At 74.3% G+C, this 15513-nt stretch carries 12 protein-coding genes; 3 read left to right on the forward strand and 9 right to left on the reverse strand.

Features of this window, described 5'->3' with window-relative positions; all coding sequences use genetic code 11:
* Nucleotides 1-26: 26 nt before the first annotated feature.
* From ACWCYO_RS00265 to purD, 3 genes are all read right to left on the reverse strand, one after another.
* Nucleotides 27-1565 (reverse strand): N,N-dimethylformamidase beta subunit family domain-containing protein, encoded by a 1539-nt coding sequence (locus ACWCYO_RS00265; RefSeq protein WP_449782884.1) that lies wholly within the window; start codon nucleotides 1563-1565, stop codon nucleotides 27-29.
* Nucleotides 1566-1848: 283 nt separating this feature from the next.
* A complete protein-coding gene (locus ACWCYO_RS00270; protein WP_449782885.1) occupies nucleotides 1849-3429 on the reverse strand; it encodes a hypothetical protein in 1581 nt (526 codons plus the stop codon).
* Nucleotides 3430-4102: 673 nt separating this feature from the next.
* Nucleotides 4103-5350: a phosphoribosylamine--glycine ligase gene (gene purD, locus ACWCYO_RS00275; protein WP_449782886.1), complete on the reverse strand. Its 1248-nt coding sequence runs from the start codon at nucleotides 5348-5350 to the stop codon at nucleotides 4103-4105.
* 366 nt (nucleotides 5351-5716) lie between these two features.
* Here purD and ACWCYO_RS00280 point away from each other — a divergent pair, with 366 nt between their 5' ends.
* Nucleotides 5717-6502 carry an SLATT domain-containing protein gene (locus ACWCYO_RS00280; protein ID WP_270145752.1) on the forward strand — a complete coding sequence of 262 codons (786 nt, stop codon included), beginning with the start codon at nucleotides 5717-5719 and terminating at the stop codon, nucleotides 6500-6502.
* A gap of 30 nt (nucleotides 6503-6532) precedes the next feature.
* Here ACWCYO_RS00280 and ACWCYO_RS00285 read toward each other — a convergent pair whose 3' ends face one another.
* From ACWCYO_RS00285 to ACWCYO_RS00295, 3 genes are all read right to left on the reverse strand, one after another.
* Nucleotides 6533-7180, reverse strand: a complete 648-nt coding sequence (locus tag ACWCYO_RS00285) for a hypothetical protein (protein ID WP_270145750.1) — start codon at nucleotides 7178-7180, stop codon at nucleotides 6533-6535.
* A 114-nt stretch (nucleotides 7181-7294) separates the two neighbouring features.
* Nucleotides 7295-8332, reverse strand: a complete 1038-nt coding sequence (locus tag ACWCYO_RS00290; protein ID WP_333493480.1) for a GntR family transcriptional regulator — start codon at nucleotides 8330-8332, stop codon at nucleotides 7295-7297.
* A 134-nt stretch (nucleotides 8333-8466) separates the two neighbouring features.
* Entirely contained in the window at nucleotides 8467-9264 is a 798-nt protein-coding gene (locus ACWCYO_RS00295; RefSeq protein ID WP_270145748.1) for a carbon-nitrogen family hydrolase, read from the reverse strand.
* A 172-nt stretch (nucleotides 9265-9436) separates the two neighbouring features.
* Here ACWCYO_RS00295 and ACWCYO_RS00300 point away from each other — a divergent pair, with 172 nt between their 5' ends.
* Nucleotides 9437-10258 carry a maleylpyruvate isomerase family mycothiol-dependent enzyme gene (locus tag ACWCYO_RS00300; RefSeq protein WP_270145746.1) on the forward strand — a complete coding sequence of 274 codons (822 nt, stop codon included), beginning with the start codon at nucleotides 9437-9439 and terminating at the stop codon, nucleotides 10256-10258.
* A 168-nt stretch (nucleotides 10259-10426) separates the two neighbouring features.
* Nucleotides 10427-11281, forward strand: a complete 855-nt coding sequence (locus ACWCYO_RS00305) for a BRO-N domain-containing protein (RefSeq protein ID WP_449782887.1) — start codon at nucleotides 10427-10429, stop codon at nucleotides 11279-11281.
* A gap of 58 nt (nucleotides 11282-11339) precedes the next feature.
* On the opposite strand, the gene ACWCYO_RS00310 is transcribed toward ACWCYO_RS00305, so the two are convergent.
* From ACWCYO_RS00310 to ACWCYO_RS00320, 3 genes are all read right to left on the reverse strand, one after another.
* Nucleotides 11340-12695: an MFS transporter gene (locus ACWCYO_RS00310; RefSeq protein ID WP_449782888.1), complete on the reverse strand. Its 1356-nt coding sequence runs from the start codon at nucleotides 12693-12695 to the stop codon at nucleotides 11340-11342.
* A 59-nt stretch (nucleotides 12696-12754) separates the two neighbouring features.
* Nucleotides 12755-13987 carry a M64 family metallopeptidase gene (locus ACWCYO_RS00315; protein ID WP_449782889.1) on the reverse strand — a complete coding sequence of 411 codons (1233 nt, stop codon included), beginning with the start codon at nucleotides 13985-13987 and terminating at the stop codon, nucleotides 12755-12757.
* A 144-nt stretch (nucleotides 13988-14131) separates the two neighbouring features.
* Nucleotides 14132-15376: a benzoate/H(+) symporter BenE family transporter gene (locus tag ACWCYO_RS00320; protein ID WP_270145740.1), complete on the reverse strand. Its 1245-nt coding sequence runs from the start codon at nucleotides 15374-15376 to the stop codon at nucleotides 14132-14134.
* Nucleotides 15377-15513: the final 137 nt, after the last annotated feature.

The following is a 15513-nucleotide window of genomic DNA, read 5'->3' on the forward strand; positions in this document are numbered from 1 at the left end:
CTGCAGTCTTTCACGCCCGCCCGGTCTCAGTTCTTGCAGAGCCGGTCCAGCAGGTTGGCGGTGGCCCGCTGGACCCGTTCGTCGGTGAGTCCGGGGCGGCCGAGGGCGGGCGACCAGGCGAAGGTGCCGGCCGCGAAGACGTACGCGCCGCTGGGCGCCCGGTACAGCGAGGTCTCCTGGTAGCGGGTGCGACCGACCAGGTCCCGGTACGGCGAGTGGGCCAGCAGCACCCGCTCGGTGTGGTCGGGCAGCGCGACCTTGGGGTAGTACCGGTCGGCCTCCCCCGCGACCAGGCCGGGCAGCTCGTCGCCCTCCTGCAGCCCGGTGCCGTCCCAGAGCCAGTGCGAGGTGTGCCGGGCGACCAGCGGGACGGGCGCGGCGACCCGGCCCGAGTACTGCACCCCGAGCAGGTGCTGCTCGGGCTCGCCCGCGTCCCGCCACAGCGCGCTGGCCGCGCCGGGCGCCCCGGCGGCCGGACTGCCCGGCGCGACCTTCTGCCGCTTGCGGCAGTTCAGCAGCCGGTTCGGCTCGCCGGAGGCGGCGGCGGTCAGCTCGACCCGCCAGTACATGGTGTTGGCGGACAGGAAGACCAGCGAGGTGCCGCCGTCCCGGGCCCGCTCGGCGGCCCGGCGCATCGGCTCGGACCAGTACTCGTCGTGGCCGGGGAAGACCAGCGCCCGGTGCTCCGACGGGTCCACCAGGCCGGCGTGCAGGTCGGTGGCGGTGGCGTAGGAGAGGTCGTAACCGTAGCGCTCGGCCCAGCGGATGAAGTCGTACGCGTGGCCGACGTGCAGCGGCAGCCCGGCGGTGGCGTGCGGGCGGTCGAAGGAGACCGTGACGGCCGCCTCGGGCTCGCCGACCAGACCGCCCCGGCCGTCCCAGGCGTGGTAGAGGCTGGCGCCGGTGCGGCCGTCCTCGGGGAACAGGTTGTACGCCTGCCAGGTCACGTCCGGGAGCACCAGGAGCAGTTCGGCCTTGCGCCCCTGGTCCGCGAAGTCCCGCACGGTGAAGGGGACGTGGCTGCGGTGCAGCATGTCCGCGGTGGTCAGCACGGCGACGTACGCGCCGGGCTTCCAGTGCGCCGGGACCTGCAGCCGCCAGGAGTGCCACCAGTGGTGGCAGGAGACCGTCCGCTCCACCACCAGCGGGGCGGGCTGGGCCAGTCCGGCGATCAGCGGACTGGACGTCATGTGGCGGGCGCCGTCGCCGCCGTAGTGGCCGATCCGGTAGACGTCCACGGTGAACTCGCGGGGCGGGTTGACGGTGACCCGGAAGTCCACCGAGCCGCCGGGGCGGATCACTCCGGCCGAGGCGAAGCCCTTGATCTGCTGGTCCACGTCGTTGGAGCTCTGCGGCGTGCCGACCGGCGGCTTGGGGCGCACGCCCGCCGACAGCGGCTGCTGGCCGGGCGCGTCCACCGAGACGTACCAGGGCACGGCGCCCTCCACCCCGGCCAGGTACTGGTCGGGGCTGCGCAGCCAGGGCAGCGGGCCCTGACCGAAGGGGTCGGAGACGCTGTAGGCGTGCGTGCCCGACTCCCAGCGGCGGTTGAGTTCGGTCCCCACGCGCCCCTCCCAGGTGCACTTCCGTGAATCCCTCGCTGGCACGTGCCCCCCGGATGTGCGTGCGGTCTAATACACCACACAGTGCTGGCGCTCCGTCACCCCACGGTAGCAATTGGTGTCGGGAATCTCGCGGGCCTCCGGGACAGGGCCTCCGGCCTGCGGAGACGACCGGCGGCCGAGGCTCCCGGGGGCGCGTGCGGGAGCGTCGAGCGCCGTCCGGGGCCGCAGCGACGCCAGGGCGTGTCGGACGATTCGCGCGCCGGCGGGAATCGTCGGACACGCCCTACAGCCGTACGGGTTTCTCCAGCCGGACCTCGGCGGCGTCCAGCCAGGCGCGCAGCGGGCCGTCCTGGCCCTGCTCGACGGCCTGGGCGACCGGGACGGCCAGGTCGGTGCGGCGGACCCCGCCGAGCAGCAGCACCGGGCCGTCCAGCCAGTCCAGGCCTGGGGCGCCGCCGGCGGTGTCCACGGCGGCGCAGCAGACCATCGCGGTGACGTGGTCGACCAGCAGGTCGCGGCCGGTGCGGTCGGGTTCGAGCAGCGGGGCCGGGGTGGTGGTGCGGGCGAGCTGGGCGGCCAGGGCGGCGGCCAGCTGCTCGCCGTCGCCGTCGGCGAGCCGGGCCAGCAGCCGGGTGAGGGTCGGGGCGCCCGGGCGGGCTTGCGGGGCCAGCCGGTCCAGGGCGCACTGCAGGGCGGCGGCCCGGGCCCGCCAGCCGGCGTCCACCACCTCGGCCGGGTACTCGGTCCACTCCAGCTCGTGCCAGGCGCCGGCCGCCGGTCGGCCGAAGAACAGCTCGGCGGCGAGCCGGGAGACCGCCCGGTCGACCGCGCCGGGCTCCTCCAGCAGGTCGCAGGCGGGGCGGTCGCCGAGCCGGGTGCCGTAGCCGTCGGCCAGCCGGTCGCGGCGGGACAGCTCGGTGAGCGCGGCGACCACGCCGGCGTTCAGGTGCGCGGGGTGGCGGCCGAGCCGCCAGGCGGGCAGCGCGACCCGGGTGAGCAGCCGGTCCCAGCCGGCGTAGGCCAGGCCGACCTGCTCCTGGGCGGCGATCCGCAGGCCGTAGTCGACGGTCCGGGCGTGCTCGGAGGCCCAGCTCGCGACCGACCGCTCCAGTTCGGCGGAGTGGCCGCGGCAGGCGCCCAGCAGCCGGCGGGTGATCCGCCGGGCGATCCGGTCGGCGAGCCCGGCCGGACCGCGGCGGGGCGGGACGGGCGGGGCGGCCAGGGTGCCGCCGCCGAGGCCGGGGGCCGCGCCCGGCCCGGAGTCCAGGCAGGCGTCCAGGCCGCGCAGGAAGCGGCGGGCGGCGGCGATCTCCGGGTCCGCGGAGGCGGCGGTGCCGGCCACCACGGGGGCGAGCAGGGCGCGTAGCTCACCGGACCGCATCCACCAGAGGAAGGGCGAGCCGATCACCAGCACCGGCGCGGGCGCCCCGGGGTGCGGCCGCGACGGGCGGGGGCGCAGCGGCGGCGGGACGTCCTCCAGCCAGCTGTCGCAGTCCGGGGTGAGGGCCACGGCTGAGGGCGCGGGGACGTCCAGCCGGTCGGCCAGTTCGTCGATCAGCCGGTACAGCTCGGGGGCCGCGGCGCGCTCGACCGGTACGGCGGGGGTCTGCGGCGGGACGGCTCGGCGCAGGGCGCGAGCGGTCAGCCCGGCCACCAGCAGGGTGAGCGCGGCGAGCGCGCAGACCACCCAGCGGGCGGCGTCCCACCCGGCGGTGTCGGAGGAGCCGGGTGCCCCGATCCGGCCGGTGAACCGGCCGGCGAGCAGGACCGCCGCGACGGCGGCGGGCAGCGCGGCGGCGGCCAGGGCGAGGCCCCGGACCCGCAGGACCGCTTGGGCGTGAGCGCGCGCGGTGTCGACGGCCATACGGTGCGGCACCCCCTTCGGAGCCCTCGGGCGCCCGCCTACGGGCCCTGAGCCGACTCGAAACGATCAGTTCCGACCGGGAAGCGGAGGCGTCCGATCCCCGGCAGTGCATGCTGTGTGGCGCTACTGACATTTTCGACGCCCCGGTCCGGGCGGGTGTTCCGGATCGCCCCGGTTTCCACTCGTCCCGGTGACGCCGCCCGGTCGTCCCGGTGACGCCGCCCGGACGCCCGCGATCGGTCCGGTGCGAAGCACCGGGCGACCGCCCGGCCGATCGCCGTCCAGCATCCCCCCGCGGGCGCGCCGCTACCCGGCGGCGACCCCGGCGCACGGCCCCGTCGCACGGCGATCCAGCGCACCATAAGGCCGGGCGCCCGGTTACGTCAGCTGGATGCGGTTGCTGTCACCCGATGGGCTGGAATCCGCCCGCCGAACGGTGCGTCGGCCCCCGGAACCACTCCCGCCCCGGAAACGCCGCAGGCGCTGCGCCCTGCGGGTTGTTTCCTCCTTCCTGGGGCTCGCTCGCCTCCGGGGCGCTCCGACCCGGTGCCGCCGGTCGGCGCTCCCCCGCTTCTCCCTTTCGGCACCGGCGCGCCCCTTCGGCTCGCTCGCCGTACGGAAGCGGCCCCCGTGCGAGCGGTTCGCACGGGGGCCGACGGGGAGCGCGGGTGGCTCAGGCGGTGGCCGCCTTCAGCGCGATGTCGGTGCGGTGCTGGCCGCCCTTGAGCGAGATCCGGTCCACGGCCGCGTACGCGCGCTCGCGGGCCTCGGCCAGGTCGGCGCCGGTCGCGGTGACCGACAGGACGCGGCCGCCGGCGCTGAGCACCCGGCCGTCCTGGTCCGCCTTCGTCCCGGCGTGCAGCACGTACGCGGTGCCGTCCGCCTCGGCCTCGGCCAGGCCCTCGATCGGGTCGCCGGTGCGCGGCGCGGCCGGGTAGCCCTCGGAGGCGACGACCACGGTGACGGCCGCTCCCTCGTCCCAGCGCAGCGGCTCCAGCTGGTCCAGGGTGCCGGTGGCGGAGGCCAGCAGGACGCCGGCCAGCGGGGTGCGCAGCCGGGCCAGCACGACCTGGGTCTCCGGGTCGCCGAAGCGGGCGTTGAACTCGATCACCCGGGTGCCGCGCGAGGTGAGCGCCAGGCCCGCGTACAGCAGGCCGGAGAACTCGGTGCCGCGCCGGCGCAGCTCGTCCACGGTCGGCTGCAGGACGGTGTCCAGGACCTCCTGGACCAGCCCGGCCGGCGCCCAGGGCAGCGGCGAGTAGGCGCCCATGCCGCCGGTGTTGGGGCCCTCGTCGCCGTCCAGTGCGCGCTTGAAGTCCTGCGCGGGCTGCAGCGGCAGCACGGTGGTGCCGTCGGTGATCGCGAACAGCGAGACCTCGGGGCCGTCCAGGTACTCCTCGATGACCACGCGCTCGCAGGAGGCGGCGTGCGCCAGCGCGGCCGCGCGGTCGGAGGTGACCACGACGCCCTTGCCGGCCGCCAGGCCGTCGTCCTTGACCACGTACGGGGCGCCGAAGGCGTCCAGCGCCTCGGCGGCCTCCTCGGGGGTGGTGCAGACGTAGGAGCGGGCGGTGGGCACGCCGGCGCCGGCCATCACGTCCTTGGCGAAGGCCTTCGAGCCCTCCAGCTGCGCGGCCGCGCCGGAGGGGCCGAAGACCGGGATGCCGGCCGCGCGCACGGCGTCGGCGACGCCGGCCACCAGCGGGGCCTCGGGGCCGACGACGACCAGGTCGGCGCCGAGCTTCGCGGCCAGCTCGACGACCTGGGCGCCGTCCAGCTGGTCGACCGGGTGGACCGTCGCCACCTGGGCGATCCCGGCGTTGCCCGGGGCACAGTGCAGCTCGGTCACGGAGGGATCTTGGGACAGGGAGCGGCACAGGGCGTGTTCGCGGGCGCCGCCGCCGATGACGAGGACCTTCACGCCAGGCAGCGTAGTCGGTGGCCTGTTCCGGCCGCTCCCCGGCCTCGTCGGATCCTCCAGCAGAAGCGGTCCGTACGCCGACCACGTCGGAGGATCCTCCAAACCCGGGCGGTCCGGATGCGCGGCGGGTCTCCGGGTCAGGACGGCGGGTCGCCCGGGCCTCGCTCGGACGGGTGAAATCTCGCCGTGCCCCGCAACCGTCCCACCTCGGGTTCCGGTGGCCGAAACCGGTAACGATCACCGGGGAAGCCCCCCACGGTCAGCCATTTGGCGGTAAGAAGTGCTGTTGGACAACCACCGGCAGACGTCACGTCAGCCGATGCGCCGACAGACCAAGCCGCCCGCCCGCCACAGGGAGCCCCACAGGTGAGCCAGCCGGAAATGCAGCCCGAGGAGAGTGCCTGGGGCAAGGAGATCGGCGAGGAGGACCAGCCCGCCGCAGCCGTGGTCCGGCGGGCCTCCACCCGCCGCCGGACCGATCTGAGCGCCCGCCAGTTCCCGCTCGGGGACTGGGGCGAGCCCGCCGAACGGCTGGAGGAGCTCTACCGCTGGTCCGAGGAGCGGGCGGTAGAGGCCATCGAGTGGTACCGCCGGGACCGGGTCTGGAAGCGCCGCTGGGCGCGCCTGCTGCGCTTCGGGTCGGCCGGCTTCGCGGTGGGCGGGGTGACCGCCCCGCTGGTGGGCCTGACCGGCGCCGTCGCGCACGCCACCAGCTGGGGCTACGTGGGCCTCGCGCTCTCCGTCGCCTGCTACGGCGCCGACCGGGCCTTCGGGCTCACCTCCGGCTGGATGCGGGACGTCTCCACCGCACAGGCGCTGCAACGCCGGCTGGAGGCCTTCCAGTTCGACTGGGCGTCGGAGTGCGTGCGCGAGGTGCTCGGCCCGACCGAGGGCACCGCGGGCGAGGCCGCCGAGCGCTGCCTGGGCGTGCTGCGCCGGTTCTGCGAGGACGTCTCGGACGTGGTCCGCACCGAGACCTCGGAGTGGATGCTCGAGTTCCGCGCGTCGATGACCCAGCTGCCCACCCAGTCCGCGGGGTCGTGGGGCGGGCGCACCGAGCCCGGGGTGGGCGCCCAGGTGCGGGTGCTGCCGCCGCCGGGGACCAGGCCCACCATGCCGCGTCAGCGGCCGCCGGAGGGGCCGCTGCGCTGACTCCGGCTGCGGGCCCGCCGCGAACCGGCACTACGCGAAGACGATCATCGATCCCTGGCTGACGCTCCTGGTCGCCGCCGCGTACAGGCCGGACCAGGCGTGCCGCTCCCGGGCGAAGGGGTGCAGGTCGTCGATCGGCGGCCCGAACGGCTGCTCCAGGCCGGTCGGGCCGAGCGGCCGGGTCGGGTCCGGCGGGTTGAGCGGGTCGATGCCCAGCGCCGGTGCCACCGCCTGCAGTTCGCGCAGCAGCCCGTGGCTGGAGCCGAGCGGGCCGCCCGAGGCGAGCAGCACCTCGTCCACCAGCGGGACCGGGAACTCGATCGGCACGTACGCGCCGGCGTGGTCGAAGTGCCAGACCAGGTGGGACTGTTCGGCGCTGCCCTCGAACATCTCCAGCAGCTGCTCGTAGTCGCCGCCGAGCGCGTCGACCGGGGTGATGTCCAGGCCGGTGAGGCCCAACAGGTAGGCGCGGCGCAGGAAGTGCAGCGAGTCGTAGTCGAAGGCGGCTATCGGCTCGACCGCTCCGCTCAGCCCGGGGACGAACTGGTAGACCGGCACCTCGGGCAGCCCGCGCGAGGTCAGCACCGCGTTGTAGAGCGCGAGGTCGTCCCGGAAGGGGTTGTCGGGGCTGTGGCTCAGCACGTCCACCAGCGGGACGAGCCAGAGGTCGCAGGCCATGGCCGGCAGTTCCTCTCCGGACGGCGGGATCGCCCGCGGGGGCGGGGCGACGACGGGGGCGGAGTCGGTACCCGGAGGGCCCGCGCGGGGCACCCGGTTCGACGACCGCCCACCCTACCGGCCCGGGGCCGGGTGCGGATCGGGCCGTCCCTGCGGAGTCTCGGGGGGCGGCTCGGGCAGCCGCCGGCCGAACCGGGTGTACGGCACCCAGCGCGGTTGCGGCACCAGGCCGAGGCCGAGGCCCAGTTCGCGGCCCAGCTCCCGGCCGACCTCGTCGCCCCGCCGGGGCGGCCCCGACCGGGCTCCGCCAGGCTCGGGCGCGGGCGCGGGCCGCGGTTCCGGCGCGGGCTCGGCTGCCGACGGGGGTGACGGCCGCAGCGCCGGCGGCTCGACCGGGACGGGCAGCGGCTCCCCGCCGACGGCCTCGGTCAGCAGCCCGAGCACCGTCACCGACTCCAGCGGCTGCCCGGCCAGCCCGGCCAGCAGCCGGGCGGTGAACAGGTTGTACTCGCAGACGATCCGGTGCGCGCCGACCAGGTCGTGGGAGCCGACCGCCTCCACCAGGTCCAGGTGGCGGTCCCAGCAGACCCCCGCCAGGGTGGGCATCGCGCGCAGGTAGGGCGCGGCGAACATCCAGGACTGCACCCGCAGCCAGTCCAGGTAGTCGCCGATCCGGCGGTTGCCGAGCAGGGCCGAGACCTCCTGCCAGAACCGGCGGTCGCAGCCCACCATCACGTCCAGGTTCCCGGCTCGGGCGGCCCGCACCGCAGCGTCGGCCCGGCGGCGCAGCGAGGGCAGCCGGGTGAGGTCGGGCAGCGCCCGACGGGTGGAGAACTGGCGGTGGAAACTGTCGGTGAGCAGCACCCGGGACTCGAAGATCTCCAGGAAGTCGTCCCAGCACAGCTCCGGCACGGTGAAGCCGCGGTGGTGCTCGGTCCGCAGCAGCCCCTGCGCGCCGAGGTCGACCAGCGCCTCGCGGGCCGGGGTCGCGGAGACGCCGTACGACTCGGCGATCTCCTTGACGGTGAAGTTGCGGCCGGCCTCCAGCCGGCCGGCCATCATCTCCTCGCGCAGCGCGCCGGCGATCTGCTCGCGCAGGCTGTTGCGGTGGATGACGGGGCGGGGGGTGTCGCCAGCGCCGGTGCCGGACATGCGCGCGACCTCCTCGGGCGGGCCGCCGTGCCGACCCGCGACGGACCGGCCGGCCGGCGGCAGGGAACACGACGAGTGCTCATCTTCTCAAACCGACCCGGAGCAGGTACGAACCAACCCTCCCGACCCACGCCCTAGCGTTGGACGGGAGCCGGAATGCCGAGCAGGCGGTCCCGCAGCACCGGGAAGTCCTCGCGCGCCCGGCCCACCTCGGCCGGGTCGAACTCCACGGTCAGCACCTCCTCGCCCGCCCCCGCCTCGGCCAGCACCTGGCCCCACGGGTCCACCACGACGCTGTGCCCGGCCTGCTCGACCCCGGCGTGCGTCCCGGCGGTGTTGCAGGCCAGTACGAAGGCCTGCTCCTCCAGCGCCCGGGCCCGGGCCAGCAGCGTCCAGTGCTCGCGCCGCTTGGCCGGCCAGGCCGCCGGGACCACCAGCAGCTGGGCGCCGGCGTCCAGCAGCGCCCGGAACAGCTCCGGGAAGCGCAGGTCGTAGCAGGTGGCCAGGCCCAGGGTGCCGAACTCGGTGGGCGCCGTGACGATCTCCTGCCCGGCGCCCATCACCACCGCCTCGCCGCTGTCGAAGCCGAAGCGGTGGATCTTGCGGTAGGTGTGCACCAGCTCGCCGTCCGGGGCGAACACCATCGAGGTGTTGTAGATCGGACCGTCCGGGTCGCGTTCGACGATCGAACCGGCGTGCAGCCAGACCCCGGCGGCCCGGGCGGCCGAAGCCATCGCGTCCGAGGTGGGCCCGTCCAGCGTCTCGGCACCCGCCGACCAGAGGTCGTGGGCGAAGCCGCCTAGCGGCCACAGCTCCGGTAGCACCACCAGGTCGGCGCCCCGCTGCGCCCGTACCAGCGACGCCGCCCGGGCCCGCCGTTCGGCGGGCGGCTCGGCGTCGGAGACCGCGAGTTGGATCAATGAAGCGCGCACAGTACCACCGTCCACGGCAAGAGACCTACGATCGTCACCCGAAAGCGCTGCCCAGCTGTCTCCCGGCAGCGTAACGTGCGGTTAGCGTGTGCGCCCGGAAGCCGGACATCCCGGCCGACCGCGACGGCCGGGCGCGGAGCGTAGGAAAGCTGACGGAGGGCCGGAGATTCCCGTGACGGACAACCAGACCGTGCAGGCTTACACCGAGGCGTGGACGCAGAGCGTCGAGTCCATATCGGAGCTGGTCGCCCCCCTCCCCGAAGGCTCCTGGAACCGGGCCACCGAGTGCCCCGGCTGGTCGGTCCGGGACGTCATCTCGCACGTGATCGCGGTCGAGTCCGAGCTGCTCGGCGACCCGCGCCCGATCCACTCGCTGCCGCGTGACCTTCGCCACGTGACCACCGAGTTCGCCCGCTACGTCGAACTGCCGGTCGACAAGCGCCGCTGCCACACCGCGCTGGAGATGACCAGCGAGCTGGAGTACACGATCATCCGTCGCTCCCGCGCGCTCCGGAACGCCAAGCAGACGCCCGGGGAACCGGTGCGCTCGCCGGCCGGGCCGCTGGCCAGGGACATCCCCTACCACGAGTTGCTGCGCCTGCGGGCCTTCGACGTCTGGGTGCACGAGCAGGACCTGCGCCGGGCCCTGGACACCCCCGGCAACCTGGACGCCCCCGGCGCGCTGGTCGCCCGGGACTTCCTGCTGGCGCTGCTGCCCAAGGCCGTCGCCCGCCAGGCCGGCGCCCCGGCCGGGACGACGCTGGTGGTCGACGTGACCGGCCCGGTGGAGTTCCTGCGCACCGTGCGGGTGGACTCCACCGGCCGCGGCAGCGTGGACGAGTCGATCAGCCTGGCCCCCGACGTCCAGCTCACCATGGGCTGGGAGACCTACGTCCGGCTCGCCTGCGGCCGCGGCCGGCCAGGCCCGGTGAGCGTCGAGGGCGACAAGGAGCTGGCCGAGCGGGTGCTCGCCAACTTCTCCGTCACCATCTGAGGTCCATCGGCGCGCACGACGCGCACCACCCGGCGTACACGCACGACCGTGCGCCGGGTCGGCACCACTCGTGCATCCATGCGTCAACCCCGCACCAGCCACCTCACCTGTTCGGCCTCGTTACTCCGGGCAGTCATGCCGTCACCCGGATGAAGGAGGAGCGTCCTGATGGACGACGAACAGGGACAGCAGGAAGAGATGGTGCTGGTGCGGTCGAGCTTCCCGGTCACGGGGCAGCCGATCCGCGTCGTGATGATCGACGGGGAGCCGTGGTTCGTCACGGCGGACGTGTGTCGGATCGTGGGTCGAAAGAATCCGACCACTGCCGTTTACGGCTTGGAACCCCATCAGCACCGCACCGTCGATCTGCGGTCGGTAACCCTCCATCCAATGGAGGGTTACGACCTTTCCGCAGCTCAGAAACCCTACCGGCAGCGAAATCCGCTGCTCGGCGTGGTGAGCGAGGCAGGTCTGTACAACCTCCTCATGAGGTCGGAGAAGAAGTCCGCCCGGCCGTTCCGGGCCTGGGTAACCGACGAGCTGCTCCCGTCCATCCGCCGAGGGGACACCGACATCCCGACCCAGCAGCGGCGGATGGCGGAGACCCTGGCCGAGGCGATCGGCCAGCGGGTGCGGATCGTCGCGGAGATCGACCACGAGGACTGGCCCGGCCTGACCGTCCACTCGGACGGGACGGTCCACTGCCGGCACGGGGAGATGGTCCTTCACCTGCCGAGCCGGGAGGAGGACAGCGGACCGCCGTTCGGCGCGTACTTCGCCTGCCCGGGCGGGGAGCGGGTCGGGATCCGCGGCAGCCGGGTCGTCCCGGGCTGCCCGAAGCTGAAGCTGGCGGACCTGATCCGCCTCCGAGAAGCAGCAACTGAGCAACCGCAATCAGTGGTCCGCCCAGCTCCGTCACCGACCGTGCCTCCGGAGGGCACTGTTCTCTGCCTCATTGACCGGGTCCAGCTCTACGGTCGACCACCAGAAATCACCGAAGTCCTCCGCGGCCTCGGGTTGTAGCAATCGGCCAACCATCACTTTCAGTGATAGTTGGCCGAATTTCCGCAGGTCGGAAGCCCTATGCGCCGGCCGCAGCGACCTTCCGCCGGAGCCGCAGGATCATCAGCGTCCCCACCGCCAGCGGCACGTACTGCCAGCAGAACGCCCAGCGGAAGGCGGTGGCCGAGTACACCTCGGCGCCGGCCGGGGAGAGGGCGTCCAGGAGCACCCCGATGCCGAGGAGGGTGACCATCGTGCCGATGAAGCCGCCCATGTTGACGAGCCCGGAGGCGGTGCCGAGCCGCTCGGCCGGATTGCGGGAGCGTGCGTAGTCCAGGCCGACCAGCGAGGCCGGGCCGTTGCTGCCCATGACCAGGATGATCCCGACCAGTAGCCACATCGGCGGGTGTCCGCCGGGCCAGGCCAGGACGAGCGCCCAGCCGAGGCCGGTGGTGGCGATGACGGTGAGCACGATGGGCATCCGGGCCCGCGCCGAGCGGGAGAGCAGCCGGCCGAAGAGGAACCCGCAGCTCATGTTGGAGAGCACCAGCAGGGTCAGCAGCCCGCCCGCCTCACCCCGGGACATGCCCTGGGCCTCGACCAGGTAGGGCATGCCCCAGAGCAGGGCGAAGGCGTTGCCGGGGAACTGGGTGGTGAAGTGGATCCACAGGCCCAGCCGGGTGCCCGGCTCCCGCCAGCAGTCGAGGACCTGCCGTCGGACCTTCGGGCGGGCGGCCGGCGGGTCGACCGGTCGTACGGCGGCCACCGGCGCGTCCTTGAGGAACAGCGCGACCAGCGCGAACACCGCCACGCCGAGCAGCGCGATCGCCGTGAAGGTGGGCGTCCAGCCCTCGCTGTGCAGCGCCTGGGCGAGCACCACGGTGGTGACCAGGTTGCCGCCCATCCCGGCCAGGCCGGTCAGCTGGGCGACGAACGGGTTCCTGGCCGCCGGGAACCACCGGGCGGCTATCCGCAGCACGCTGATGAAGGTCATCGCGTCGCCGCAGCCGAGCACCGCCCGGGAGGCCAGCGCCGGGCCGAAGGAGGAGCTGAAGGCGAAGGCCAGCTGGCCGGTGCTCAGCAGCAGCACGCCGAGCAGCAGCACCCGGCGCGGTCCGAACCGGTCGACCAGCAGGCCGACCGGGACCTGCATGGCCGCGTAGACCAGCACCTGGAGGATCGAGAAGGTGGACAGCGCCGAGGCGCCGATGCCGAAGCGCTCGGCGGCGTCCAGTCCGGCCACCCCGAGGCTGGTGCGGTGGATGACTGCCAGGACGTACACGCTGACGCCGATGGACCAGGCCAGCCAGGCCGCGCGCCCGCCGGGCGGGGCGGGAAGGTCGCCGCCGGCCGGGGCGGCGGCCGGGGGCTCCGTGGTGGCTCGGGGAGCGGGTACGGACAGGGACGGGGCTGAACGAGCTGGCTCCACGGTCATAGTTCGTCCAGGTTAGTCATCCCATGATGGGAGGCCCAGCCTGGGGTGAGGACGGCCGCTCAGCCGGTGACCGTCCAGGACACCGACCTGGTCATGTAGCGGTCGCGGAAGGCCTCGTCCCGCACCCAGTCCGTGGTGTCCCGGACGGTCGCGGTGACGGTCGCCGTCCGGCCGGGGGCGAGGTCGAGCAGCGCGGTGTCCAGCGAGCCGCTGTCCGGGGCCTGCGTGGTGACCGGGACGCCGTCCACCTTCCAGTCCACCTTCAGCTGCCGGGAGCCGGTCAGCGGCACCGGCCGGACGTCCAGCCGGGGCCGCCCGGTGACCTCGCCGGGCGGCGGCGAGGGGGCGTCGTTCGGCCGTACCTTGCGGTACAGCTCCTCGATGATCGCCTCGCGCGAGGGCAGGTTGTAGGCGCTGCCCAGGGTGCGCATCACCGAGTCGGGGGTGGGCCGGTAGAGGCCGTTGGCGCTGCGGTACGCCCCGACGGTGCCGGCGCCGTCCGGCGACACCGCGCCCAGCCAGCGCCACCACTTGGTCCGCTTCTTCCGCATGTCGTCGGCGTTGAGGGTGGAGAGGTTCGGGTAGTCGGCGTCGTCGGGGGCGCTGTCGTACTCGTCGCCGAGGTCCCCCACGGTGTGCCCGATCTCGTGCTGGATGATCCGCCCGGCGTCCGGGCTGCCCCCGGCCAGGGTGGTCACCCCGGTGCCCCCGGCGCCGCCGTACTCGGTCGAGTTGGCCAGCGCTATCAGGTACTGCGGCCCGGCGCCGTCCCCGGCGTAGCGGGCGGTGGCGCCCTCGTCGGCGCAGAGCAGCCGGGCGGTGCCCTCGCACCAGAAGTGCATGCCCAGCGGGGTGGCGAGGTTCCGGCTGCGGCTCTCTGTCTCGGCTATCCCGGAGACCGGGGAGACCACCTCGACCCGCCGTATGTTGAAGAACCCCTGGTAGGTGCGGAACGGCTCGATGTCCATCAGGGCGTGCCAGGTCTTGTCGGCCTGTTGCCGGAACAGCTCCTGTTCGCCCGCGGTGTAGCCGTCGCCGAGCAGGACCAGGGTGATCCGGTTGGACGGGTCCCCCGTCCGGCGTATGTCGAAGGTCGGGGCGGCCGCGGGAATTCGCTGGTCGGCGCGGAGCGCGCTGTGCGGGGGCACCGCCCGGTCGACGGGGATGCCCGGCCCGATCACGCCGAACGGCGAGGGGCTGACCAGCTCCAGGGCGGCCGGGAGCACGGCGGTGGACACCAGGACGAGGGCGGGCAGACTCCGGACGAGACGGCCAGGCTTGCCAGCAGGCATACGGGTGCGTCCTCGGGGTTCCGGTCACCCGGTGTCGCCCGGGTGGTGGAGCGGAGACGTACCCGGACCGGCGTGTCGCCCCTACCGGCGGACGAAAATGTCACCGGCCTGGCCGAACGATCCACATCATCCCGGTCATACCAATCAATCTTCTCGCCCACCGCGGGGGCGCTTCCCCAGGTCCAGCAGGAGGTGGGTGCCGAGCCCGAAGAGCAGCCCCCAGAAGGCCGAGCCGATGCCGAACAGGCTCATCCCCGAGGCGCTCGCCAGGAAGGTCACCACCGCCGCGTCCCGCCCGCGCTCCTCGGCGACCGCCGCCGCCAGGCTGCCCTGCAGCGAGGCCAGCAGCGCGACCCCGGCGATCACCGCGATCAGCTCCTTCGGCAGCCCGGTGAACAGGCTCACCAGCACCCCGCCGAAGCTGCCCACCAGCACGTACCCCGCGCCCGAGGACATCCCCGCGACGTACCGGCGGCGCGGGTCCGGGTGGGCCTCCGGGCCCGAGCAGATCGCCGCGGTGATCGCGGCCAGGTTCACCCCGGGCGAGCCGAACGGCGCCATCAGCAGCGACATCGCGCCGGTGGAGCCGATCAGCAGCCGGTCGTCCGCCCGGTAGCCGAAGGCCCGCATCACCCCGAGGCCCGGGGCGTTCTGCGAGGCCAGTACGACGATGGTGAGCGGCAGCGCCAGCCCCACCACCGCGGACCAGGAGAAGGCCGGCGCCGTCAGCACCGGCACGGTCGGCCCGCCCGCGCCCGGGTGCAGCGGCAGCCCGACGGTGAGCGCCGCCAGCACCCCGCCGACCAGCAGTGCGACCGGCACGGCGTACCGGGGCGCGTACCGCTTGGCCAGCAGGAAGGCCGCGAAGCTGCCCACCACCAGCACCGGCGCGCTGTGCACCGCGCCGAAGATCCCGGCGCCGAAGGAGAACAGGATGCCCGCCAGCATCGCGTTCACGATCCCCACCGGCACCGCCGCGATCAGCCGGCCGAACCAGCCGGTCACCCCGAACAGCGTCACCACCGCCGCGCTCACCAGGAACGCCCCGATCGCCTCCCGGTACGGGTAGTCGCCCAGGCTGGTCACCAGCAGTGCGGCCCCCGGGGTGGACCAGGCGGTGACCACCGGCGTCCGGGTCCACCAGCTGAGCGCGAAGCCGCTCACCCCGCTGCCGATCGCCACCGCCCAGATCCAGGACGCGGTGTGCGCCGCGTCCAGCCGCCCGGCGGCGGCCGCCGCGAGCACCACCACCAGCGGCCCGGAGAAGGACACCGCGACGCAGACCAGCCCCGCCAGCAGCGCCGGCGCCGACACGTCCCCCCGCAGCGACCGACGTTCCCCGCCCTCGACCGCCGTCTTCTCCGGTCTGATCGTCAGTTCATCCGTCATTCCGGCAGTATCGCGAAACCGCTCGTCGGACGTCGCCGGAAAAGGCTCTCCGTACCCGTCCCCCGCGGGCGGGTACGACGGAAGGGGCCCCCCGCCCCCCCACCGTGCGGGGCGGGGCCCCATCCCCCGGGCAAACC

This window comes from Kitasatospora sp. NPDC001683 (assembly GCF_053596495.1).

Coding starts and splice junctions, on each gene's coding strand:
- ACWCYO_RS00290 (WP_333493480.1), bottom strand. CDS start 8,332: ATGTCCGGCACCGGCGCTGGCGACACCCCCCGCCCCGTCATCCACCGC.
- ACWCYO_RS00315 (WP_449782889.1), bottom strand. CDS start 13,987: ATGCCTGCTGGCAAGCCTGGCCGTCTCGTCCGGAGTCTGCCCGCCCTC.
- ACWCYO_RS00305 (WP_449782887.1), top strand. CDS start 10,427: ATGGACGACGAACAGGGACAGCAGGAAGAGATGGTGCTGGTGCGGTCG.
- ACWCYO_RS00320 (WP_270145740.1), bottom strand. CDS start 15,376: ATGACGGATGAACTGACGATCAGACCGGAGAAGACGGCGGTCGAGGGC.
- ACWCYO_RS00285 (WP_270145750.1), bottom strand. CDS start 7,180: ATGGCCTGCGACCTCTGGCTCGTCCCGCTGGTGGACGTGCTGAGCCAC.
- ACWCYO_RS00310 (WP_449782888.1), bottom strand. CDS start 12,695: ATGACCGTGGAGCCAGCTCGTTCAGCCCCGTCCCTGTCCGTACCCGCT.
- ACWCYO_RS00270 (WP_449782885.1), bottom strand. CDS start 3,429: ATGGCCGTCGACACCGCGCGCGCTCACGCCCAAGCGGTCCTGCGGGTC.